Consider the following 23,416-nt stretch of genomic DNA (forward strand, 5'->3'; position numbering starts at 1 on the left):
TTCATCCGAACTGTCGGTATCACCCGGGCCACCATGAGGATCGGGCTGGCCAATATCGTCTACAACATGCGCCGCTTCCTCTTCCTCGAAAGGTTGAACGCGAGCGCGTAGTCATCCAGCGGGAGGGCAGTCCCCGATCTGCTCAAAACGCAGATCAAAAGCTACCCCAAAAACCGTCAATCAAATCGCCAAAACCCTGAAATCACGAGCCAGGCGCATCAACCAACGGTTCTTCGATCCCTCCAGGTGCATTTTTCCTTCTGCTATCGGTCAATAATCAGGCTCGTCTCTTTATGGAAAGGTGGCAGCAAACGCAGCGTGATATTGAGGTTGGTAATGGTATTCTGAACGACATACAGCGGGTTGCTGGTCTTTATGATGGTGAAAAAGTCGCCGTCATCAGCTCTTGGCGGAATGTGGCGCAATTACATACGATCGCAGTCATGGATTATGCGTCTTCCGCATTTTCAACAGGATGGAGCCCGGTACCTCTTTTGCGGAAGTTAAGCGGAGCCGATCTGCAGTATGCTTCTATGCAGAGTTCTGTGTGTCACCGTGTTCCTGTGCGGTGGGATGTCTTTAAGGTCGGAGACGTCGTCGTGGTATGTATGCAGTAGCCAACTGTATGCATTTTGCACGGCAGGAAAGGCCTGCCGTGTTCACGATCCGGATAAAATCTGAAGGTCTCTTGGAGCAGCAGCTTTTGAGAGCGAAAATTGCTGTGCAGGCAGCCTTGGTGTGCTCTGGCTGTAAATAAAATTTTTAAGGAAAACCGAAAGTGGTGCCCGCTGGAGGATTCGAACCACCGGCCCCATCATTACGAATGACGTGCTCTACCAACTGAGCTAAGCGGGCATACTCACTTTCGAGGGGCTGAGTATCATAGCACTTCAGGAAACGCAACGGGGGAAGGTGCGGAAATCAGAAGATATTTTGCAGCCAGCATGGCCTGTGATGGCCTCGCATGGCTGCAATCTTGTGACATGACTATTACGCTCAGGTTTTTTTCGTTCTAAGGTCACCACTATGAGCGTGTCGCAATTTACCGCCCTGATGCGTGAAGCCGTGATGCCTGTTCAGGATACATCGGTGGATAACACCCGGCACGTTCAGGTTCTTGAAGGTGTTATGGAGTGTCCGTGTTGCGGGCTTGTCCAGAAACTCCCCGAGCTGAAGCCCGGTACGCAGGCGCGTTGTCCGCGCTGTAACCAGTCGCTCGACCGGCGGAACAAGACTGCGCCGATCGCAACACCTCTGGCGTTCTGCATCACCTCGGCGGCCCTGTATGTGGCCATGCTGTTTTCCACCCTCATGATGCTGGATCTGTATGGGCGGCAGCGCACGGTGGATATTCTCACCGGTCCGATTGAACTCCTGCATGAAGGCTGGGGTGAGGTGGGCGTACTGGTGGCCATCGCCACCATTCTGGCCCCCGGTATCGTCATTGCCATGATGGGCATGATCCTGACCGCAGCCCTCCGGCCCAGCCTGCCCGCCTGGGTGCCACATCTGATGAAGTGGTATGAGGCGCTACGCCCCTGGTCCATGGTGGAAGTGTATATTCTGGGCGTGTTTGTGGCCTACACCAAGCTGGTGGATCTGGCGTTTGTGCAGGTGGGAGCCGCCGTTTATCTGGTGGCCGGGCTGATGGTCTCCATGGCTGCCACGGATGCCACACTGGATACGGAGATTATCTGGCGGCACCGCAAGATTGATTCCTTCATGCGCCCTATGAGGGGACCGCGTGTGCCCCTCACCTTTGTGGCCGTTGGTGAGGATGACCCGCTGCTCCCGTCTGCCAATCGTGCTTCCTGCCTCTCCTGCGGGCTGGTGCTGGAGTTTGACCATCCGGTCCACCCCACGGAGCCTTCCGGCTATTGCCCGCGCTGTGGACATGTGGTGCGGCATCGCAAGGCCAACAGCATGAGCCGCACCGTGGCTCTGCTGGTTTCGGCCATTGTGTTTTATCTGCCGGCCAATATTTACCCGGTCATGACCGTGATCCGCATGGGGGCCGGGACTGGCCATACCATTGTGGAAGGCGCAATAGAGCTGTGGGAGGACGGGATGATCCCGCTTTCCCTGCTTGTCATTTTTGCCAGCGTGACGGTGCCGGTGCTTAAAGTGATTGGCCTGTCTTACATGGTAGAAACCACGCGGCGGAAGTCGCACAGGCATCTGCCATTCAGGTCCAAAGTATATCGTATTATTGATATTATTGGCCGCTGGTCGATGATTGACGTATTTATGGTCTCTATTCTTGTCGCAATGGTGCGTTTCAACCATATGGCAAGTATTACAGCTAATGGCGGCATGGTTTGCTTTGCCGCTGTTGTGGTGCTGACAATTTTTGCGGTCCACACATTTGACCCGCGTCTGATGTGGGATGCCGCAGGTAAAAATGGTGATGCGGCTTATGCCCGCACCGCAGGTAAAGGCCGGCGGCGTGGTCACACAGCCGTACAGGCCAGTGCGTATCAGGATAACATGGAGCCGGACAGGGCGTGAACGGACAGAATCATTATCAGTCACCCGACGAAAATGACAGCACAATGCCAGATGCTGTCGTGCGTCGTATCCGGTTTTCCATCATCTGGATTATTCCCGTCCTCTCAGTGCTGATTGCGGGCTTTCTGATCTGGAAGAGCTTTGCCAATAACGGGCCGGAAATCACTGTTGTGTTTGACACTGCCGATGGCCTGACAAGTGGGCAGACGCAGGTGAAGAACAAGGCCGTGGTGCTGGGCACGGTGGAAGGTATCTCTCTGACGGAGGACCTGCGGCATGTGAATGTGCGCATCCGCATGAATGCGGGGTCCGGCCCCATGCTGACGGACAAGGCGCGCTTCTGGGTGGTGCGTCCGCGCATCAACGGCGCCAGCATCACGGGGCTCGAAACCCTGATGTCCGGCGCATATATTGCGTTTGACCCCGGTCTGGAAGGGAATAACGCGGATACAGCCCAGCGTAAGACTGAGTTCCGTGGTCTGGAAGCCCCTCCGGGTGTGCGGTCTGACCAGCCGGGACGGACCTATACGCTTATTACGCCGTCCATCGGCTCCATCGGGCAGGGCGCGCCTGTCTTCTTCCGCGATGTGGATGTGGGGGAAGTGCTGGGCTACACCATGCCGCCGGGTGGCCGCGGGCCGATCCTCATCCAGCTTTTTGTGCGTGAGCCGTATGACCATTACCTGTATCCGGATACCCGCTTCTGGAACGTCTCCGGCGTGCAGGTTGGCTTTGGAGCTGGCGGACTGAAGGTGCAGATGCAGTCTCTTCAGGCCCTGTTCTCCGGTGGCGTGGCCTTTGGCCTGCCGCGTGACAAGAACAGAACGGCGCATGATGAAGCTCCGGCCGATACCGTCTTCAAACTGTATGACAGTCAGGCCGACGCCGAGAGCGCGGGCTATCATGAGCGCGTGCCTCTGGCGACTTACGTGACCTCTTCCGTCAAGGGGCTGGCTCCGGGCAGTCAGGTCACCATGTTCGGTATTCAGATTGGTAGTGTGACCAGCGTGAAGCTGGATCTGGACCAGAAGGCCGGCCATCCGCGCGTGCGCATTGGCATGCAGATCCAGCCGGAACGTGTGCTGGCTGCTAACGAAATTCATCACGGCGCGCTGACAGACATGTTCAAGACGCTGGTGGCCAACGGTCTTCGGGCCTCGACCGACAGCGCCAGCCTGCTGACGGGCGAGACCATGATCTCGCTGAACTTTGTGAAGAACCCGCCTCCGGCTACCACCACCATGGAAGGGCCGACGCTGGTTATCCCCAGTCAGGCGGGTGGCATGAGCGGGATCATGGATTCCCTCTCCACCGTGGCATCTCGTCTGGCCGATATGCCGTTTGAGCAGATTGGGGTGAACGCCAACAATCTGCTGGCCAATGCGGACAAGACGCTGACCAGCCCGGATGTGAAGCAGTCTCTCTCCAGCCTGAAAGAGTCTCTGAAGAACCTTCAGGCCATGAGTACCCAGCTGCGGAGTGGGATGGGCCCGCTGATGCAGCGTCTGCCGGAAATGACCAATCAGCTTGATCAGACCCTGCAGAATGCCAACCATCTGCTGGCGGGCTATGGCGGGAATAGTGATTTCCATCGCAATCTTCAGGCCATGGTCATCCAGCTTGGGCAGGCCGCGCGGTCTCTGCGGTTCCTGTCTGAATTCCTGACCAACCACCCCACTGCGCTGATATCGGGACGGTAAAGCATGACGCACTCTTCTTCCTCACGCCGCCTTCAGGCTTCTCTTCCTCGTCGTAGCCTGCTTCTGGGGGCTGCCGGACTGGGTGTGATGGCAACAACGCTCACGGCCTGCTCCAGCGGGGCTGGGCCGACGCTCTACACGCTCTCTGTCGTGCCGGGGCAGCCTGCGCCGGGCGGCCCGCGTTTTGTGGAGGTGCGTCAGCCCACCATTGCCTCCGGGCTGGACCGCGACCGTATTGTGACGGCAGACACCGGCTACAAGCTGACGGTTGCTGCCAATGATGCGTGGGGAGATTCGCTGGCCGGGCAGATTAGCCGCGCACTCGCGGGGGATCTGGCCCAGCGTCTGCCGGGCACCAGCGTGTTCGCGGAAAATGATGCTGTCTCCACTGAGCCGCAGGCCTACGTCGAACTCTCTGTGACGCGCTTCTCCACCGGCCCGTCCGGTGCGGTGCAGATTGAGGCCGCGCTGTCCGTAAAGGGCGCGCAGGCAGGTGCCCCGGATACCAGCGGGCAGTTCTATATGCAGCGCGTGCTGGTGCAGGCGCCTGCGGTCTCTTCCGGGACGATGGCGATGGTGCAGGCCCTCAGCCAGCTTCTCGGCCAGCTTGCGGATCAGGCCGCAGCGCAACTGCGGATGATGCCGCCGGTGCCGGAAAGCGCGACGACGGACTCCGGGACCGCCGGCTCTGCGCCTCATCATTGGAAGTAAAATCCGGGGTTTCCCCGTCGCGCTCGTCCCATCAGAGGCGGCGCGCGCTGCGTCTGCTCGGTGTAAGGCCTGATGATCAGGCGGAGCACCCAAACCCTGGACAATAAAAAAGGCGGCCCGGAATGGGGCCGCCTTTTTTGGCTTTCGGCTCAGCCTCAGGCTGAATCGGGGCCGAATTCCCGATCGTGGTCGATCAGGGGAATGGGGTAGTCCCCGGTAAAGCAGGCATCGCAATAGCGTTCACGGTAGGCGTCGCGGCTTTCATGGCCCATGGCGCGGTAGAGACCGTCCAGTGAGATAAAGGCCAGACTATCCACACCAATCAGTTCCGCCATGGTGGCAAGGTCATGCTGGGCGGCCAGCAGATGGCTGCGTTCTGGCGTGTCGATGCCATAGAAGCAGGAATGTTTGGTGGGCGGGGAGGAGATGCGCATATGCACTTCCTTCGCCCCGGCGGCACGCACCATGTCCACAATCTTGCGGGAGGTTGTGCCACGTACAATGGAGTCGTCCACCAGAATAACCCGCTTGCCATCCAGCGCCGGGCGGTTGGTGGAGTGCTTCATCTTCACGCCCAGATTACGGATCTGGTCCGTGGGTTCAATGAAGGTGCGGCCCACATAATGGTTGCGGATAATGCCTAGCTCAAACGGAATACCGCTGGCTTCTGCATATCCCATGGCGGACGGCACGCCGGAATCCGGCACTGGCACCACTACATCGGCGTCTACGCCGCTTTCCTGCGCCAGTTCCTTACCGATCTGCTTACGCACGGCATAAACGGGCAGGCCTTCCAGCACGGAGTCCGGACGGGCGAAGTAGATATATTCAAACACGCAGAAATGCGGCTTGGTATCGCCAAACGGACGCAGGGAACGGATGCCATTATCGTCGATAATGACCAGCTCGCCCGCTTCCACATCACGCACGAATTCGGCACCGATGATGTCGAGGCCGCAGGTTTCCGACGCCAGAACCCAGCTGCCTTCCTTACCATCTTCACCCGGCAGGCGGCCCAGCACCAGCGGACGCACACCCATGGGGTCACGCACGCCCATGAGGGCATCCTGAGAGAGCACGACCAGAGAATAGGCACCCGTCACGCGCTTGAGCGCGTCAATCAGGCGGTCTTCCACAGTCGCGTAAAGAGAAATGGCAATCAGGTGGACAAACACTTCCGTGTCCATAGTGGACTGGAAGAGGCAGCCACGGCGGATGAGTTCCTGACGCAGGGAATCAGAATTGGTCAGGTTACCGTTATGGGCCACGGCCAGACCGCCAAAGGCGAATTCGGCAAACAGCGGCTGCACGTTGCGCAGCAGGGTCGCGCCGGTTGTAGCGTAACGGTTATGGCCAATGGCGCGGTCCCCTTTCAGGGTCGCCATCACGCGGGGGTCATTGAACACGTCGCCAACCAGTCCCAGTCCGCGGTGGGAGTGGAAGCGGCCATCGTAGGAGACAATGCCGGCGGCTTCCTGCCCCCGGTGTTGGAGGGCGTGCAGACCAAGGGCTGTCAGGGCGGCAGCGTCTTTGGCATTCCAGACACCAAAGACGGCGCATTCTTCATGCGGATGGTCGTCATCATGGCACGAGGCACCAGCAGGTGCTTCAGGAAGGGTCGGGTGGGAGAGCATCGGTGCGCAGGGCCTCCGCAAATAGCCGGCATAGGGCCGCAAGAGATCACAAGGTGGCGTCATGACCCGTGGAGAGATTCGGTGCAACCCCTTTCGCACTGAAAACCGGCAGGAATGGTTGGATATAGGCTGCGCCGAGACGAATATAAGGGGTTAGTCGCCCATTTGCCTCAAGGCTGGCCATATCTTCCGGCATCATGAACCACTGGGCTGCCATAAACAGCACGATCACAAGTAAGCCGCCGCGTATGACCCCAAAGCCACACCCCAGCGTTCGGTCCAGACTGCTCAGCGCCGTCAGATGCACCAGCCGGACGATAAAGGCTGAGAACAGGGCTGCGGCAATCAGCAGCCCAAGGAGCAGGATGATGAACGCTGCGGCATGAGCGGCCAGAGGGTTGGACAGGTAAGGGGTCGTCCACGGAATAAGCAGTGGATAGAACCGGCAGGCCAGCAGAATGGCCAGAATCCAGCCGCCAAGGCCCAGCGCCTGCCGCGTAAAGCCGCGCCACAGACCATGCAGGGCAGAAATCCCCACAATCACAAGAGAAATAATGTCGATGGCTGCCATGGGGGCAAACGTCTCTCAGGGGAGCTTGCTGGTGGAAATCCGCCAGGGGCGGACGGCTTTGCCGTTCAGTTTCTTGCGGTGCGGCGGCTGGTTGAGGCGCAGGAAGAGGTCGCCCACCTCAATCCGGCGGAGGAGTTCGGTCCAGACGTCTGTCGGGTCCACGCCTTCTTCTGTCCATACGGCTTCCAGACTGCGCATGAACGCAGCGCTTTCCCGGATAATGTCGGCGTGCTTGCGGGCAATAAAGGCCGCCGTGCAGGCCGTGGCATGTTGCCCCATTGTCTGACTGAGCCGCTTGATCATGGCCTGCTGCTCGGGTGAGGGCGTAGGCTGTGCTGTGGCCGTGCGGGTCCCTGCCGGCGCAGGCGTTTGCCCGGAAGTCAGGGAGGGACGAGCTTTAGGATCGGACACATGCGGCATTCTGCAATGATGGGCGGGAGAGGGGAGGCTGGTCAACCTTCCTGCGGGGGATTGGTGGCTGGATGGTGCGGCAGAGCCGTCTGCGGTGCAGGCTGCTCGGGAGGTCCCTGTACAAACAGCTCATCCTCGCCGGGCGTCATGGGGTAGGTGGAAGCCGCGACAATATGGGTGTTCACGCGCCGCAGGTCGCGCAGCAGAGTGAGCTGATACGTCACTTCTTCATCCTGCAGGGAGACATCGCTGCCTTCTGCGGTGGATGAGACGTCAGAAGTCTGTTTGCGCAGGCGCTCGAAATAGGCCGTGGTGGCTTCAATTTCCAGATCGCGGAAAAAGTCTTTCTGGCCGTTCAGCGGGTTGGGCATACCGCGTTCCGTGCCCAGCAGCACGGTGGCGCAGACATTCAGGTTGGTGGCCAGCTGGGTGGCCATGGTCAGTACCGGAGCCAGCAGGTCCTGCGGGAGCTGTAAGCGCTGGCGGGCCATTTTCTGCACCATGGGCACAACGCTGCGCTCCACAATGTCCTCGGCGTGCAGGAGTTGGGTTGTGAAGGCCAGAATATCTTCAGCCCGGTCCATTTCCCGCTGGTTGGCAGTCTCCGGATCCAGCCCGGCCAGATAGGAGCGGATGGCGTTGCCCAGATCTTCCATGGCGTTACCGAGCGGGCGGGCCGCTCCGGCGCGGGCCGGGTCGGAAGAGGTCAGACCATCCCGCATGGCATGGAGCATGGCGGCCAGCAGGTCGCACAGCCGCATGGCCTCTCGCGTAGCGCTGCCTACCGCCAGCTGAGGGGCTTTATCCAGCAACAGCCGATCCAGATAGAGCGGGGTGCCCGGCGTTTGCTGGGCTGTTTGCGGTGGGGTCGGGATCAGTCGCATCATCAGGCGGGCGTAGCTGTTGAGCAGCGGGATCATCAGCAGGGCCAGCAGGATGTTGAACAGCGTGTGGAAGTCCGCCACCTGACGCGCAGCATCCGGCTCCATCCGGGCCACAAGCGCACTCAGCCAGGGCAGAACGGGCAAGATGACGCCCGCCCCCAGCACGCGCACCAGCAGATTGCCCATGGAAATGCGGCGGGCGGTCAGATCCGTCCGACTGCCTTCCACGACCGGGTTGATGGACGTGCCGATATTGGCCCCCAGCACCAGCGCCAGTGCGGTTTCCACCGGAATAGTGCCGCTGGTAGCAAAGGTGGTGATGAGCATCACTGTCGCCACGGAAGAGTGGCTGATCCACGTAATCACTGCGCCCAGCAGCACGGCTGCCAGATCGTGAGAACTCATGGCACCGAGCACGGCGGTCAGTTCCGGCCGGTGCGTGTAAGGGCCAAGCAGCACGAGGAACTGCCGCAGGGAGATAAGGATTAGCCCCAGACCGATAAAGACGCGCCCGGAATCCCGCCATGTGCCTTGCCCGCGCCGGAACAGCATGACGCCGGTCAGCACAAAGACGGGGGCAATAGCGGCGACATCAAAAGAGAGCAGCTGAACAATCAGCGTGGTACCGACATTGGCCCCCAGCATGACGGCCAGCGCCGGCGCCAGTTCCAGCTGCCCGCGGGCGGCCAGACCGGTGATCATCAACCCGGTTGCGGTGGAGGACTGGAGGACGGCGGTAATGCCAAGGCCGGTCAGGAAGGCCTGAAACCGGTTGCCCAGCATACGGGAGAGCAGGCTGTTCAGCCGTGCGCCACAGGCCCGCTGCACGCCGGTCTGCACCATATGGACGCCCCACAGCAGCAGGGCGACGCTGCCGGCAAGATCAACAAGGGTCAGCAGTTCCAAGGTAGCAGTTCCCTTCTGGTTCAAAGGTCAGGACCGGGGCGCCCGGCTTACCCCTGACCAGAGGGGCGTTACAGACCCGGGCAGGTCTCAGATGGTGAAGTATTTCGCATGTTTGTTAAGGATAACAAGTGCGGAGGTCGATTGTTCCGGGTGGAGCTGATCCCCATCCGTAAGCGACACCCCAATCCGTTCTGCATCCAGTAACTTCAGGATGGGGTGCTGGTCTTCCAGCCGCGGGCAGGCCGGATAGCCGAAGGAATAGCGAGACCCCCGATAGCCCTGCTGGAGCAGCGTATCCATGTCGCGCGCATCATCCGCAGCAAAACCCAGTTCCGAGCGAATGCGTTTGTGGGTGTATTCCGCCATGGCTTCTGCCATCTCGACCGAGAGGCCGTGCAGGTAGAGATAATCCTGATAGCGGTTTTCTTCAAACCAGTCGCGCGCAATGTCGGACGCCTTCTGGCCTACTGTAACCACCTGCAACCCGACAACATCGCGCTCGGCATCGTTGATATCGCGCACGAAGTCGGCAATGCACTCACCATCCTCGCGCGGCTGGCGGGGCAGGGTGAAGCGGGCGGCTTCCGTTGTGCCATCTTCTTCAAACAGCACAAGGTCGTTCCCGTCGCCTGCGGCTTTCCAGTAGCCGTAGGAAGCCTGCGGGGAGAGGATGTTTTCCTTGGCGGACAGGTCCAGCATTCGGCGCAGAATGGGGCGCAGATCCTGTTTGGCCCATTTGAGGAACTCATCCAGCGAGCGGCCCTGTTTCCGGAAGCCCCACTGGAACTGATACAGCGCGCGCTCATTCAGGAACGGCAGAATGGCTTCCGGCGTGGCGGTCAGCACACGGGGGCCCCAGAAAGGCGGGGTCAGCTGCGGTTCATCCGCCGTCATCCGCTCACGGCGGGCGCGGGCGGTGGCGGGGTCGATGGGCGTAAAGCCGCGTGTTTCTGCCTGCTCCGGCGCACGGGCGTTGCGGCGGGTCGCCTTGCCCTCGCGCTTTTTGCTGACAGCAGCCAGATAATCGTCAAAGCCTTTCTGCGCGATCTGATCCATCAGGGTCAGGCCGTCAAACGCATCACGTGCATAGGCCACGCGCCCGGTGGGGGCGTAGGCAGCCACGCAGTCTTCTTCCACGTAATTGCGGGTCAGGGCCGCACCGCCCAGCAGCACCGGCACATCCAGCCCGGCGCGGGAAATTTCTTCCAGATTTTCGCGCATGATAACGGTGGATTTCACCAGCAGGCCGGACATGCCAATGGCATCGGCCTTTTCCTTACGGGCAGATTCGATCATGTCCGCTACCGGCACCTTGATGCCCAGATTGACCACACGGTAGCCGTTGTTGGTCAGGATGATATCGACCAGATTTTTGCCGATGTCATGCACGTCACCCTTAACGGTGGCGAGCACGATGGTGCCGCGTTGCTGACCTTCGGCGCGCTCCATGTGGGGCTCCAGATGGGCCACGGCGGCTTTCATGGTCTCGGCAGATTGCAGCACGAAGGGGAGCTGCATTTTGCCCGAACCGAACAGCTCGCCCACCACCTTCATGCCATCCAGCAGGACTGTGTTGATGATTTCGAGCGGCGGCATCTTGGCCATTGCTTCATCAAGGTCCGTTTCCAGCCCCTTGCGGTCACCGTCCACAATGCGGTCGCGCAGGCGTTCTTCCACGGTTTCTGCGCGTTTGCGCTTAACGGCTTCCGACGCCTTCCGGTCAGCAAACAGGGCCAGCAGCTTCTGCAGCGGGTCATAATCTTCTGTCCGGCGGTCAAAGATCAGGTCTTCCGCAACCTTCACTTCTTCCGGGGCAATCATGTGCAGCGGGCGGATTTTGGACACGTGCACAATGGCGGCGGTCATGCCTGCTTTTACAGCGTGGTCCAGATAGACCGAGTTCAGCACGGCGCGGGCCGCCGGGTTCAGCCCGAAGGAGATGTTGGACAGACCCAGCACAATCTGAATGTCCGGGAAGGCCTCGCGGATCATGCGGATGCCTTCCAGCGTCCACTGGCCCAGCTTGCGGTCATCTTCCGCACCCGTGGCGATGGTGAAGGTCAGCGGGTCAATCATCAGGTCCGACTGCGGCAGACCGTATTTCTCGCAGGCAAACTCAACCAGACGGGAGGCAATGCGCAGCTTGTCTTCCGGGCGACGGGCCATGCCGACTTCATCAATGGTCAGCGCCACGACAGCCGCGCCAAATTTGCGGGCCAGACGCATGCGGTCCGTGGCCGGGCCTTCACCATCTTCAAAGTTGATGGAGTTGATGATGGGCTTGCCGCCATGCAGCTTCAGGGCCGCTTCAATCACCGGGGTTTCGGTAGAATCAATCACCAGCGGTGCGTTGACGGAGGAGGTGAAGCGTTTGATGACTTCATCCATTTCCGCACGTTCATTGCGTCCAACAAAGGCGGTGCAGATATCCAGCGCGTTGGAGCCTTCCTTGGCCTGCTCACGGCCAAGGGCCACGCAGCCGTCCCAGTCATGGGCTTCCTGCAGTTCGCGCCATTTTTTGGAACCGTTGGCGTTGCAGCGTTCGCCAATGGAGAAATAGGCGTTTTCCTGCCGCAGCGGCACCTGAGAATACAGGCTGGCAACGGAGGGAATCCACACGGATTTTTTGGGCACAGGAGCCGGGCGATGCTGGCCGGTCCCTTCCGCGCGGCGGCGCAGCATGGCGTCGAGCGCTGCAATATGCGGGGTGGAGGTGCCACAGCAGCCGCCCACCATGTTCAGCCCGTCTTCCACAATAAAGCGCTCGACCCACGTGGCCATATCTTCAGGGGAGAGGGGGTAGCGGGTCTGTCCGTCCACCAGTTCCGGCAGGCCAGCATTCGGCTGGACGGAAATCAGGCGCGGCCAGTTTTCGGACAGCCAGCGGACGTGTTCGGCCATTTCCTGCGGGCCGGTAGCGCAGTTCAGGCCCATCAGGTCCACATCAAGGCTGTGGATGACCGTGGCAGCCGCAGCAATATCCGGGCCGACCAGCAGTGTGCCGGTGGTTTCGACCGTCACCTGCACAAAAATCGGGGTGGTTGTGCCCATTTCCGCGCGGGCAATCTTCATGCCGTTGACGGCTGCCTTGATCTGCAACGTGTCCTGACAGGTTTCAATCAGGATAGCGTCTACGCCGCCTTCAATCAGGCCGCGTCCCTGCTCGGCAAGAGCGGCTTCCAGCGTATCATAATCCACATTGCCCAGAGACGGCAGCTTGGTGCCCGGGCCGACGGAGCCCACCACATAGCGGGTGCGGCCATCGGCAAAGCTTTCCGCGGCTTCCCGCGCCAGAATAGCGGAGTTGCGGTTGATCTCGCGCGTCTTGTCAGCCAGATCAAATTCGCTCAGAGTGATGGGAGAGCCACCAAACGTGTTGGTTTCCACCATGTCCGCCCCGGCCTCATAATAGCCGCGGTGGATTTCCCGGATCAGTTCAGGACGCGAGAGTGTCAGGATTTCCGTGCAGTTTTCCTGCCCCCAGTAATCCCGTTTCAGATCCAGATCGAGCATCTGAATGCGTGAACCCATCCCTCCGTCACACAGCAGGACCTGATTGCGCAGAGCATCGAGAAGCGGAAGACGAGAAGACATGGCACCCATAAATCACAAAAAACGGGAAGAAGAGCCTCGGTCGGACGCCGGTCCGGAGGGTAGAGTGTTATTCCAGAGAGCGGCATCTGTGTCTACCAGTCCTCTGCTCTGGAAAGGGCCGGAGGACCGGCGGATACGGTTGCGCCTGTTGTCTGTAGAGACGGCAGAGGGGCAGGCACAGGCTGGTAGTCTGGCGGTCTTTCTTGGTGTTCAGCCCTCTGCCGCGCAGCAGGTCGGATGGGGGGGCGTGCGGACATGGATCCCTCAGGTGGCCGGTGCAAACCATGGGAGCGGGTGTGCCTGCTGTCAGGAAGGTGGTGAACTGGGGCGGTTTCTGATCAGTCTCATGCAGGCACGGGCGCGCGGGGAATGTGTTTTTTTTCAGACGCTTTCTCTGATTTGTCTCCCGCAGGATAAGGCGGGTTTGATGCAGGCGCTCCAGTCTGACCCATTGGTTTTTTCTCTTTATGGGCTGGAGGCAGTTTCCAGCCGTTTTTCCTGTTATTGTTGAAAAAATAACGCGGCATGGCGGGATGCAGGCTGAGAAACACTTTGAGGTCGTCCCCACACCCTGTCATAAGAGCTTTTGTCCGGGAGCTGGCGATCTAAGGCGTTCGGACCGCGTATTAAGGTTTTGCCAAAAGGGTTGTTCGTGAACCAGACTGACCATGTGCCTGATGTTTCTGGCCCGTCTTCCGATCCAGGCCATGAGAGTGCCTCCCGCCTGAGCCCAGCCATCATTCGCCTGCGTGCGGTTGTTGCCGCTGCGCGTTTCCATGGGCTGGAACTGGATATCCGTGATTTCGCGGCAGATCCGGAAGAAGAAAGTCCCTCACCGGCCACGCTGGTGCGCTGGCTGGAAGAGCAGGGTGCGGTCGCCAAAGGGATGCGCATCAAATGGCGTTATCTGGTCAAAATGACCAATTCGCCCCCAATTGTGCTGATGTTCCGTGATGGTTCCGCTGCAATCATGGTGGGGGCAGACCCAGGCAAGGGTGTTGTGTGGCTGCGAGACCCGCTAAAAGATGAAGCTGCGGCTCCCGTGCCGGTCGATGAACTGCGCCTGAGCCGGATATGGACCGGGGATGTTTTGCTGATCAAGCGGCGGCGGGACCAGTCTGAAGCGGATGCTCCCATCAGTCTAGTATGGTTGGCCAAGATGGTGCTGCGGGAGAAACGGTCTCTGCGCGATATCGCTATTGCATCCATGACGCTCAGTATTCTGCAGATTTTTCCACCTCTGGTGGTGATGCAGGTAATTGACCGCGTGATCAATTACCATTCGATGTCGACGTTGATCTCAATCAGCGGGATTATTGTTGTCTTTTCTCTCTATGAAGTTCTGCTTGCTTACGGTCGCCGGGAGTTGTCTCTGGTTCTGACGACGCGTATTGATTCTCGTATATCGCTGCATTTGTTCAGTCGTCTTGTCGCGTTGCCGCTGGAATACTTCGAGCGGCAACAGGCGGGGAATATCCTTGGTCGTGTAATGGCCATTTACAAGGTTCGTGACTTCCTGACAGGGAAGTTGATGACAACATTCCTTGACCTGTTTACTCTGTTCGTCATTCTTCCGTTTCTGTTTTATCTCAGTTCAACTTTGGCTTGGATGACTGTGGCTGCGGCAGGTCTGATTGGCCTTGTGGTTGTGGTGTTCATGAAACCTGTGGCTCGTGTTATGACGGCGCAGATGCAGGCAGAGCGTGAGCGTGGCGCAGTTTTGTATGAAACTGTGGCGGGTATTCGGACGCTTAAAACATTGGCGCTTGAAAATACACGTAAGCAAATCTGGGATGATGTTACTGCGGCGGTTATTCGCTGGAAACTGGCCGTGGGACGTATGTCTAACTGGCCCCAAACTTTAGTGGCGCCGTTAGAACTGTTCATTAATCGTGGTATCATTCTCGTAGGCGCTTATCTTGCGCTGGTCAGTCCTGGTTCTGTGGGGGCTGGGGGACTGATGGCTTTCATGATGCTCGGCAATCGGGTGGCCTCACCACTCGTCGGCTTTGCAAAGCTGCTTGATGATTTCAATGAAGTCATGACGTCTCTGAGTGAGGCAGCGTCCGTGCTTAATCAACCGACGGAAACCAAGGCGCTTACTACGGGGATGCGGCCGCATATTAAGGGTGCTCTATCGTTTGATGGTGTGGATTTCACTTATCCAGGCTCAACCTCCAAAGCTCTGAATGATGTGAATTTTGAGGTTCCTGCGGGAACCATGCTTGGGCTGGTAGGGCGAAGCGGCTCAGGGAAGTCTACCATTACCCGACTGTTGCAGGGAGTTAGTCGATCCTACACGGGCTACCTGAAGCTCGACGGGATTGATCTGCGAGAAATTAATCTCACGCATTTGCGGCGGTCTTTCGGTGTGGTGCTACAGGACAACTTCCTTTTCCGTGGCACTATCCGCGAGAATATCACAGCGGGTCGTCCGGGCTATACGATTGATGATGTGGTCCGCGCAGCTCGTATGGCGGGGGCTGAAGAATTTATTGAGCGTATGCCCGCAGGTTACGAAACATTTATTGAAGAGGGGTCGACCAATATTTCAGGTGGCCAGCGTCAGCGGTTGGCGATTGCGCGTGCGGTCATTACCGATCCCAAGCTGATGATTTTGGACGAAGCCACGTCTGCCCTTGATCCGGAGAGTGAGGCCTTGGTGAATGCCAACCTTGAGCGGATTGGCAAGGGGCGCACAATGGTGATTGTCTCGCACCGCCTTTCTTCTTTGGTAAACTGTGACCAGATCTGTGTGATGGATCATGGGTCTGTGGCGGATATTGCTCCCCATGATGTTCTGCTGGAGCGGTGTGACATCTATCGTACCCTGTGGATGCAACAGAACCGTCATATGGACGGGAAAGCGAAGCCCGGCTCGTCGTCTCTGGTCGCGGAAGGAGAATAAGCCATGAGTGAACAGGATATTGTGCCCTCAGCGCAGACGGTCGGTTCCGAAGTAAGGGAGGGGGGCGAGCCCAATTTTCTGCGTCAGGCGGATGACCCGTATGCGCAGGGTGACATGCCTCCGGCTCTGCTAGAGTTTCATTCCCCGACGGCAGCATTGGTTAATATGCCGCCAACTCCTTCCGCGCAGTATATTGCTTGGCTTGTTGGGGCACTGGTTCTTTCATCCGTGACTGTGATGACCGTTTTTCCACTGGACCGTGTGGTTTCAACGGAAGGGCGTCTTGTCTCGGCAGAACAAACTCTGCTGGTCCAGCCTCTGGATACATCTATTGTTCGCTCTATTGATGTGCGGGAAGGAGATTTTGTTCATAAAGGGGATATTCTCGCGCATCTGGACCCGACGTCTTCTGGTGCGGATATCGAAAATATGCACGCCCAGAATGACCAGTATCAGGCCGAGGTTGATCGTCTGATTGCAGAGACGCAAGGTCAGACTTATTCTGTGGACCCCAAAAATCCAGCGTCTGTCCAGCAGGCTGAAGCTTTTATGCGACGTAAAGCTGAATTTGATGCCAAAGTCAGCAATTATGACAAGCAGATTGCCAGCCTGCAGAATGACCTGCAGAGTGCTCAGGCAAGTGCTGCCATGTATGCTGCGCGCGCCAAAGTGGCGGCGGATGTCCATAAAATGCGGATGCAGCTGCAGAAGGACCAAGTGGGAAGTAAGCTGTCCACTCTCAGTGCGCAGAATGAGTTAATGGAAGTGGAACGATCCCAGATTGCAGCTCAGCAGCAGGCCGGGAGTGTGCGGAACAAGCTGGCGGCTCAGGTTTCTGAGAAAGAAGGCTATATTCAGAATTGGAAGGCGGAAGCCTATAGTGACTTGGTGACTGCGCAACACCATTTGTCTGAATCAAAAAGCGCGTATCAAAAGGCCGTTCTGCACAACAGTCTTGTTACGCTAAAAGCGGACGAAGATGCTGTTGTGTTAAATATCTCCAAAGTATCTGTCGGGGCGGTGCTGACGGCAGGCCAAAAGGTGATGACCCTAGTTCCCGTTGGCAAGGGGTTAGAAATTGAAACAGTCATGTCTGGTAAGGATGCCGGGTTTGTAAGGCTGGGCGACAAAGCGTTGGTCAAATTTGCGACATTCCCGTATCAGCAATACGGTGGCGCGGATGCAACTGTGCGGACTATTAGCGCGGATTCCTTTGTCGGGGGAGCTTCAGCTGGCGGACAGCAGGATAATGACGTTACGCCTGATAGCAGTAGCAAAGAATTTTATCGTATCCGTCTGCGTGTTGATCGGTACACCTTGCATGGTGTACCGAGTTTCTTCCATCCGCAGCCCGGTATGCCGGTGACCGCTGATATTCGCGTTGGTAAGAGAACCATCATGCAATATCTGCTGAACAGCTTTATGCCGCTGATGACGGATGGCATGCGTGAGCCTTAAAGGGCTTATGGGCGGCTAATCTGCTTCAGGGAAGGAGCGTGTTTTGCTAAAGAAACTGATTAGCAGGCTATTCAAGCACGGTGTTGAAGTGCCGGTTGATAGCCGGCTGACCCAAGCTAAGACTTTGCTGGAGCAGAGGGAAGCTACTAAAGCTTTTACCATCCTCACAGTTCTTGCGCGAGAAGGGCAGCCAGAAGCGCAGTTCCTGGTAGGGCAAGCTTACCTGAATGCGCAGGGTGCGCCGCCTAACCTGATTGAAGGGGCGCGCTGGACCCGGCGGGCGGCCCTCAAAGGCTGGAGCAGAGCTGCCTTTATTCTGGCCACACTGTATCTCCATGGTCTTCCCAAAGAGGTTGAAGAAGGAGAGAGCCTTTCTTCCGTTTTTGAGGATTATAAAAAGCGCGAAAAGCCTCAGCCGGATTATCACAAAGCTGCCCGTTGGGCGAAGCAGGCCGCTGAAGCCGGTGATATGGATGCGCAGGCTCTGTATGGCTATATCCTGAGTGCAGGTCCTGAGGATATTCGCGATCCGGAACAGGCTCTGCTGTGGTATCAAAAGGCATCCGATGCCGGATGTTTGCAAGGGCATCTGGGACTGGGGCTTGCGGCCCTCAAAGATGCGCAGACATACGATCAATATGCTCAGGCGGCAGTCGAGTTGCAGAAGGCCGCAGATGGCGGTCTGGGCACAGCGCTGTATCTGATGGGCGTGATGACCGAGCGCGGCACAGGTGTTCCGCAGGATTATGTACTCGCCACGTCCTATTTCGGAAAAGCTGCTGAGAAAAATGTCCGTGGTGGGCAGGCAAAATACGGCATTGCCCTCATGGCGGGTAAAGGTATTGAGCGGAACAGAGATCGCGGTGAAAGCTGGCTGCGTAAAGCCGCTCTGGCGGGCGACGCAGAAGCGGCGGCCATTCTGGGTGACTGGTATGGGCGCGGGATAGATCTGCCCCCCAACTATGCAGAAGCCATTTCCTGGTATCGTTTTGCCTCTGAGCTCGGACATGCGGCTTCAAGCCACACGCTTGGCGCGATTTATACGGCAGGTGTCGGCGTCCCGAAAGATCCGGAAGCGGCGGCCTACTGGTTCAAACTTGCGGCCGAGCAGGGTGACAAACACGCTACGGCTGATCTGGCTAATCTGGTGCTGGAAGGAGAAGCCCCCAAAGAAGACGGACGGGCTCTTATGGAGTTCTATAAGCATGCCGCCGAAGAAGGCGACTTGCTGGCCGCCTTTAACTTTGGTGTCTGTCTGGCGCAGGGCGTCGGCGTCGAGCGTGACGAGGAAGAGGCCCTGCAGTGGCTGCATAAAGCAGCGGAAAAAGTCGTCAATGCCCAGTACTGGTATGGGAAGATGCTGCTGGAGGGGCGTGGCGTTACACGAAACCCTGAAGAAGGTCGGGCGTGGATCCAGAAAGCGGCAGAAGCGGGTATGGCAGAAGCCGAAACTGCCTATGCTGATTTGCTGGTGACCGGAGTAGGCGGTCCTAAAGATCATCCGGAGGCGCTACGTCTGTACAAACAGGCTGCGGAAAATGGGACGGTCTCGGCGATGTTCTCCGTCGCTGCCTTGTATGGCGGTGGCCATGATGTGCCGGAAGACCGGGCGCTGGCGCGGGAATGGTTCCTCAAAGCAGCAGAACAGGATCACCCTGCAGCCCAGCTCATGATTGCGCGGTACTATGCCAATGGTCTCGGTGGCGAAAAGGATCTGGAACAGGCGCGCGTGTGGTACCGGAAAGCCGAAGCAAAAAATCTGGCGCAGGCCAGTGCGGAACTGGCAAGTATTGGTACCGGAGGCACAGCCCCTCTGCCAGCAGACAGCTGATACTCTGTCATAAGGAGTATTGAGCGGTGAGCAGAGGGCAGGTCTGCTGATGGCGCAGCCAGGTGAGACACAGGGCGGGCGCTCTGGTTTTGTTACTCAGGAAGATCGGGACGCATGGGAAGAGTGGGCCAGTGCACGGGCTCAGGCGACCTTTCAGAAAGGTAACGACGCCTGGCTGGCAGGTCGTGAGGCCGAAGCCTGGAACTGGCTTGAGCGTGCCAACAGACAGGCGCGGGATAACCCCCATGTCATGCTCGCACTCGCGCTGGCGCGTCAGGCTGTTGGGGATGTTGCCCGTGCCATTGATCTTCTGAATTCTCTGCTGGAACGCTTTGATTTTCGTGAAGGCTGGGTTCTTCTGGCGACGTTTCAGCAGGCGATCGGCAACGGTGGTGCAGCAGTTTCTGCGTTGGGGCGGGTTTTGTCTCAATTTGCCTGCACACCCGATAGTGCAAAATTGGCTGATAAAATCACGCATCTGAATGGTCTCGCAGGATGGTGCGGCTTGCAGGGCGATGGCACGCTTGTTCTGGGCGGGGCTGTTGCCAAACAAACACCGGTGGTGTGGCTGGATGGTCAGCCCGTAAAAGCAGTGCGTAAAAAAGCGGGCTGGCTGTGTCCGTCCGGGTGGAGGCAGGTGAGGTCTCTGGACGTTCGCCTAGCGGATCTACCGTTTCTGGTGGGTAATCCTATTCTGCCTCAAGCTCTTGCGCGGAGTGAGGGGCTCGTTGAAGCCGGGCCGGATGGGCTAAGCGGCTGGGTCTGGCTGCCGCATGATGCGGATCGTGTTCCTGTGGTGCAGATACAGGATGTGTGCACAGGGAAAATCCTGCATACGATAAAAGCAGAGAATTTCAGTAATTCTGTCAATTCCGATGTGCCCTTGGCCCGTTATCGTGCTTTGGCTTTTCCAGCTGAGGGTTTGCCGGATGGCCCCGTGCGGGTGGTGGGGCCAGATGGGCGGGACCTTGCCGGGAGTCCGCTGGATGTCGGGCTGGAACGGCGTTCCGCCAGACAGGCCGTGCAGGCTCTGGCCCAAACGTTCTCTATTGAGAAAAAGAAAAAAGTTAAAACTGGTCAGGATTTTCCGGGCTTTGTCCCTGTTCCCGTTCAGGATGAGGTCACGGCAACGCCGCAGGTTTCTGGTCGGCAGGCAGATGTGGCGATTGTCATCCCGATCTATCGGGATAAAATTCGTACGCTGGCGTGTCTTGAATCCGTCAGGCAGACGATCTCCTCTCGTAAAATCCCTGTTGTGATCGTCAATGATGCGGCGCCAGATCCCGACCTTGTTCTGGCTGTTGAGGCTCTGGCCGCGCAGGCTGGTTTCCGGGTTCTGACGCATGCACGGAACTGCGGCTTTCCGTCAGCAGTGAATACCGGTTTGAGGGCCGTGGCCGGGTACGATGTCATTCTGCTGAATAGCGATACGCTGGTTGCTGAAGGCTGGGTAGAAGAACTGCGGCGCATTGCCTATGCGTTGGAAGAGACAGGTACAGTCACCCCCTTTTCCAATGATGCCAGTATTTTGTCCTATCCCTCACCGGACAAGAAAAACTCTGTGCCGGACCTTGCGCAGACGCAGGATTTTATGGCGCAGGCGCAGGCGGCCAATGCCGGACAGGCGGCAGAAATCCCGACAGCAAATGGCTTCTGCATGTATATCCGGCATGATTGTCTGGCGCAGACCGGTGTGTTGCGAGACGATGTTTTTGCGCAAGGTTACGGTGAGGAAAACGATTTTTGCATGCGCGCTCGCGCCTTGGGCTGGCGGCATCAGGCCGCTCTGGGTGCGTATGTGGCCCATGTTGGCTCAGCCTCGTTCGGCGGAACGCGTAAGGGGCTGATGCGGCGCAACGAGGCGATCCTGAACCGCCTGCATCCCGGCTATCATGAGATGATTGCGGCATGGATTGAAAAAGATCCCTTGTTTAAGGCGCGCCGTCGGTTTGACCTTGTGCGCTTTCGGGCCAGTGCGCCGCAGAGGACTACGTCCGGGCGGAAAAGCCGGAAGCGACGGGCTACCGTTCTGGTCACGCATGATTATGGAGGCGGGGTTGAGCGTGTGGTGGGTGAGCGGGTGAAAGCCCTGTCTCGTCAGGGTTTGCGTCCCCTTATCCTGCGTCCCACAGGTGGCGGCTGCCTGCTGGAAGACGGGCTGGCCGATGCCGACACGTACGCCTCACTCCGCTTTAGGTTGCCGGAAGAGTGGACGTTGCTGACCCGCCTTTTAAAGGCGGAAGGCGCTGAGGGTGTGGAGGTGCATCATATGGCCGGGCATAACCCGATGCTGTATGGTCTGCCTGATGCTTTGGGCTGTCCCTATACTGTCCATATTCACGATTATATGTGGTTTTGTCAGAGAATTTCTCTGATGGGTCTGAAAGATCGGTATTGCGGCGAGCCCGACGTTGCCGGGTGTGAAGCCTGTATCGCATTGCTGGGCAGGAAGGTTGAGGAAGACGTTCCTGTTGCGTTTTATCGCACGCGCGCGGCTAAATTTGGGTGAGCGCGTCCGGGTATGTGTCATTGGCGGGATCGGGAAGGAGAAGGGGTATGACGTATTGCTGGCTGCAGCGCGGGATGCTGCCTTGCGTGCCCTGCCGCTCGAATTTGTGATCGTTGGTCATACGCCTGATGATGAGACTCTGCTGCGCACCGGTCACGTTTTTATCACCGGGGAATATCAGGAAGACGAGGCTGTTCCGCTGATTGCCTCCTTGCAGGCGGACTATGCGTTTTTGCCGTCTGTCTGGCCGGAAACCTGGTGTTTTACGCTGGGGCTGGCCTGGAAAGCGGGCCTGAAGGTGGCTGCTTTTGATCTTGGGGCCCCGGCTGAGCGTATTCGGGCAACAAAACAGGGTATTCTCTTAGAGGCAGATCTTTTAGAAGAAGGTCTGAATGACGTATTGCTCCAGCTTGGACGCAGTGGTGCATTGAGGGCCTGAATGTGTCTGTCTAATAACCATTTCTTTACTGGCCCATGATTTTTTGATTTACAGTTTACCTGTATCGTCACGATGGAAGAAATTGAATGTCACAGACTACCCAGGCGCCTGCTCCCCAGCGGATTTCTGATCTCAAGGTATCGGGCCATCTGATGACGCTCCAGACGGGCCTGTTCTGCGTGTTTCTGGCACCAGGGCAGCAGCCGCCAACGGCAGCCGGTCTGCCCGGTGTGCGTCTTTCCCAGCCGCCAGTGCGGGATGAGGGTAACATCAGCATCGTGACGTTTGATGAGGATGGCTGGCTGGGCGGCCAGAATGGCGCAGCGTTGATCCGTGTGCAGCAGGGGCCGGCTCAGGTTCTGGTTACCGTCTATCAGGAACTTGGTTCCCCGCATGATGCTCCGCGTCTGCAGGTTGTGCAGTTGAGCCACAATGCCAATGCCGGCCCGGTTGCGCAGCATGCGCCCGTAGCCCCGCCTGCTCCGGCTGCGGCAGCCGCCCCGGCTCAGCCTGCTCCGGCACCCGCCGCCTCTAATCCGTATGCCGCCGAAATCGGCGCCCATATCCAGCGGCGTGGGGATGTAATGTCCCGCGTTGGGGAATGGATGGGTGAACCCGGTAGCCATGCATGGATTGAAGGCTTCGGTGTTGCGCCGTCTGAGATGATTGGCGCTGACGACATTGAGTATCAGGCTGTTCTGGGTAAAGGCTGGCTGTCTCCGTGGGTTGAAGGCGGCAAATATTGCGGCAGCCGCGGCATGGCGCTCCCTATTCTTGGCCTGTGCATTCGCCTGAAAGGCAAAGCCGCCAAAAAGTATACCTGCCGTGTGACGGCGACCTTTACCGATGGCACCCGCGTAGGGCCGGTCGATACGGGTGAGCCGATTGAAACGGCAAGTCTTGCCCCGCTGGAAGCTTTCCTGCTGGAAATTCTGCCGCGTGAAGAAGGCGGCCGGGGTAAAGGGCGTCGCGGTGGCAAGGGGCGGAATGCCGCTGCTGAAGCAGAAGCCGCGGCAGATCTGGCCGCACTTCTGGAAGAAGAGATTGAAGAAGCTGAAGTTCTCGAAGAGCTTGAAGAACTGGAAGCAGAAGCAGACGATTCTGAAGAATTTGAACTGTTTATAGAAGAAGAGCTGCCCCCGGCTAAGCCTGCGCGTGCGCCGCGTGGTGGTCGTCCTGCAGGCAAAGGGCGTTCCGCTAAAGCTGCGGTCTCTGAGCGTGCACCGGCAAAGCCAGTCGGCCGGCCCCGTAAAGCCGCCGCTGCGTCTAAAGCAGCTCCTGCCAAGGCGGCACCGTCAGGCCGTGGCCGTGGGCGTAAACCAACGTCCCGGCGTTAAAAATCCCCCTGGGCC

15 protein-coding genes, 1 tRNA gene and 1 pseudogene are annotated in these 23,416 nt (G+C 58.3%); 11 read left to right on the plus strand and 6 right to left on the minus strand.

Features of this window, described 5'->3' with window-relative positions; genetic code table 11:
• Positions 1 to 111 (plus strand): annotated as a pseudogene (locus KP703_RS09835) (IS5/IS1182 family transposase); the annotation flags it as partial.
• Between the two features lie 668 nt (positions 112 to 779).
• On the opposite strand, the gene KP703_RS09840 reads toward KP703_RS09835, so the two are convergent.
• Positions 780 to 855, minus strand: a tRNA-Thr gene (locus KP703_RS09840).
• Positions 856 to 1,026: 171 nt separating this feature from the next.
• Here KP703_RS09840 and KP703_RS09845 point away from each other — a divergent pair.
• From KP703_RS09845 to KP703_RS09855, 3 genes are read left to right on the plus strand one after another with little or no spacing between them, the layout of a single operon-like run.
• A complete protein-coding gene (locus KP703_RS09845) occupies positions 1,027 to 2,508 on the plus strand; it encodes a paraquat-inducible protein A (protein WP_215754686.1) in 1,482 nt (493 codons plus the stop codon).
• A gap of 44 nt (positions 2,509 to 2,552) precedes the next feature.
• The gene (locus KP703_RS09850) at positions 2,553 to 4,208 is read left to right on the plus strand and encodes an intermembrane transport protein PqiB (RefSeq protein ID WP_252353990.1); all 1,656 of its coding nucleotides are present in this window, start codon (positions 2,553 to 2,555) and stop codon (positions 4,206 to 4,208) included.
• Between the two features lie 3 nt (positions 4,209 to 4,211).
• A complete protein-coding gene (locus KP703_RS09855; protein WP_215754688.1) occupies positions 4,212 to 4,919 on the plus strand; it encodes a membrane integrity-associated transporter subunit PqiC in 708 nt (235 codons plus the stop codon).
• Positions 4,920 to 5,074: 155 nt separating this feature from the next.
• Here the strand turns inward: KP703_RS09855 and purF are convergent, their stop codons facing one another.
• The 5 genes from purF to metH form a co-directional block, all read right to left on the minus strand.
• Entirely contained in the window at positions 5,075 to 6,553 is a 1,479-nt protein-coding gene (gene purF, locus KP703_RS09860; RefSeq protein ID WP_215754689.1) for an amidophosphoribosyltransferase, read from the minus strand.
• A 46-nt stretch (positions 6,554 to 6,599) separates the two neighbouring features.
• Positions 6,600 to 7,124 (minus strand): CvpA family protein, encoded by a 525-nt coding sequence (locus KP703_RS09865; protein ID WP_215754690.1) that lies wholly within the window; start codon positions 7,122 to 7,124, stop codon positions 6,600 to 6,602.
• A 15-nt stretch (positions 7,125 to 7,139) separates the two neighbouring features.
• Positions 7,140 to 7,544, minus strand: coding sequence for a phosphoribosyl-ATP pyrophosphatase (locus KP703_RS09870; RefSeq protein WP_373687472.1), 405 nt, complete (start codon positions 7,542 to 7,544; stop codon positions 7,140 to 7,142).
• Between the two features lie 32 nt (positions 7,545 to 7,576).
• Complete coding sequence (locus KP703_RS09875; RefSeq protein WP_215754693.1) at positions 7,577 to 9,325, minus strand: Na/Pi cotransporter family protein; 1,749 nt, start codon at positions 9,323 to 9,325, stop codon at positions 7,577 to 7,579.
• Between the two features lie 87 nt (positions 9,326 to 9,412).
• Entirely contained in the window at positions 9,413 to 12,919 is a 3,507-nt protein-coding gene (gene metH, locus KP703_RS09880; RefSeq protein ID WP_215754695.1) for a methionine synthase, read from the minus strand.
• Positions 12,920 to 13,007: 88 nt separating this feature from the next.
• On the opposite strand from metH, the gene KP703_RS09885 reads away from it, so the two are divergent.
• The 7 genes from KP703_RS09885 to KP703_RS09910 all read left to right on the plus strand — a co-directional run bounded on the left by KP703_RS09885 (position 13,008) and on the right by KP703_RS09910 (position 23,401).
• Entirely contained in the window at positions 13,008 to 13,430 is a 423-nt protein-coding gene (locus tag KP703_RS09885) for a hypothetical protein (RefSeq protein WP_215754697.1), read from the plus strand.
• Positions 13,431 to 13,571: 141 nt separating this feature from the next.
• Positions 13,572 to 15,827, plus strand: a complete 2,256-nt coding sequence (locus KP703_RS09890) for a peptidase domain-containing ABC transporter (protein ID WP_215754699.1) — start codon at positions 13,572 to 13,574, stop codon at positions 15,825 to 15,827.
• 3 nt (positions 15,828 to 15,830) lie between these two features.
• Complete coding sequence (locus KP703_RS09895; RefSeq protein WP_215754700.1) at positions 15,831 to 17,285, plus strand: HlyD family type I secretion periplasmic adaptor subunit; 1,455 nt, start codon at positions 15,831 to 15,833, stop codon at positions 17,283 to 17,285.
• 43 nt (positions 17,286 to 17,328) lie between these two features.
• Complete coding sequence (locus KP703_RS09900) at positions 17,329 to 19,116, plus strand: tetratricopeptide repeat protein (RefSeq protein WP_215754701.1); 1,788 nt, start codon at positions 17,329 to 17,331, stop codon at positions 19,114 to 19,116.
• Positions 19,117 to 19,165: 49 nt separating this feature from the next.
• Positions 19,166 to 21,625 (plus strand): glycosyltransferase, encoded by a 2,460-nt coding sequence (locus tag KP703_RS09905; protein WP_252353991.1) that lies wholly within the window; start codon positions 19,166 to 19,168, stop codon positions 21,623 to 21,625.
• Positions 21,588 to 22,064, plus strand: coding sequence for a glycosyltransferase (locus KP703_RS15645; protein WP_252353992.1), 477 nt, complete (start codon positions 21,588 to 21,590; stop codon positions 22,062 to 22,064). The genes KP703_RS09905 and KP703_RS15645 overlap by 38 nt, the downstream gene beginning before the upstream one ends.
• 86 nt (positions 22,065 to 22,150) lie before the next feature.
• On the plus strand, positions 22,151 to 23,401 hold the full coding sequence (locus KP703_RS09910) for a hypothetical protein (protein ID WP_215754702.1): 1,251 nt from the start codon (positions 22,151 to 22,153) through the stop codon (positions 23,399 to 23,401).
• The last annotated feature ends 15 nt before the right edge of the window (positions 23,402 to 23,416 follow it).

The organism is Acetobacter sp. P5B1, assembly GCF_018811985.1.
GTDB classification, from domain to species: Bacteria; Pseudomonadota; Alphaproteobacteria; order Acetobacterales; family Acetobacteraceae; genus Acetobacter; species Acetobacter cerevisiae.

Coding starts and splice junctions, on each gene's coding strand:
- KP703_RS09845 (WP_215754686.1), top strand. CDS start 1,027: ATGAGCGTGTCGCAATTTACCGCCCTGATGCGTGAAGCCGTGATGCCT.
- KP703_RS09850 (WP_252353990.1), top strand. CDS start 2,553: ATGCCAGATGCTGTCGTGCGTCGTATCCGGTTTTCCATCATCTGGATT.
- KP703_RS09855 (WP_215754688.1), top strand. CDS start 4,212: ATGACGCACTCTTCTTCCTCACGCCGCCTTCAGGCTTCTCTTCCTCGT.
- purF (WP_215754689.1), bottom strand. CDS start 6,553: ATGCTCTCCCACCCGACCCTTCCTGAAGCACCTGCTGGTGCCTCGTGC.
- KP703_RS09865 (WP_215754690.1), bottom strand. CDS start 7,124: ATGGCAGCCATCGACATTATTTCTCTTGTGATTGTGGGGATTTCTGCC.
- KP703_RS09870 (WP_373687472.1), bottom strand. CDS start 7,544: ATGCCGCATGTGTCCGATCCTAAAGCTCGTCCCTCCCTGACTTCCGGG.
- metH (WP_215754695.1), bottom strand. CDS start 12,919: ATGTCTTCTCGTCTTCCGCTTCTCGATGCTCTGCGCAATCAGGTCCTG.
- KP703_RS09895 (WP_215754700.1), top strand. CDS start 15,831: ATGAGTGAACAGGATATTGTGCCCTCAGCGCAGACGGTCGGTTCCGAA.
- KP703_RS09905 (WP_252353991.1), top strand. CDS start 19,166: ATGGCGCAGCCAGGTGAGACACAGGGCGGGCGCTCTGGTTTTGTTACT.
- KP703_RS09910 (WP_215754702.1), top strand. CDS start 22,151: ATGTCACAGACTACCCAGGCGCCTGCTCCCCAGCGGATTTCTGATCTC.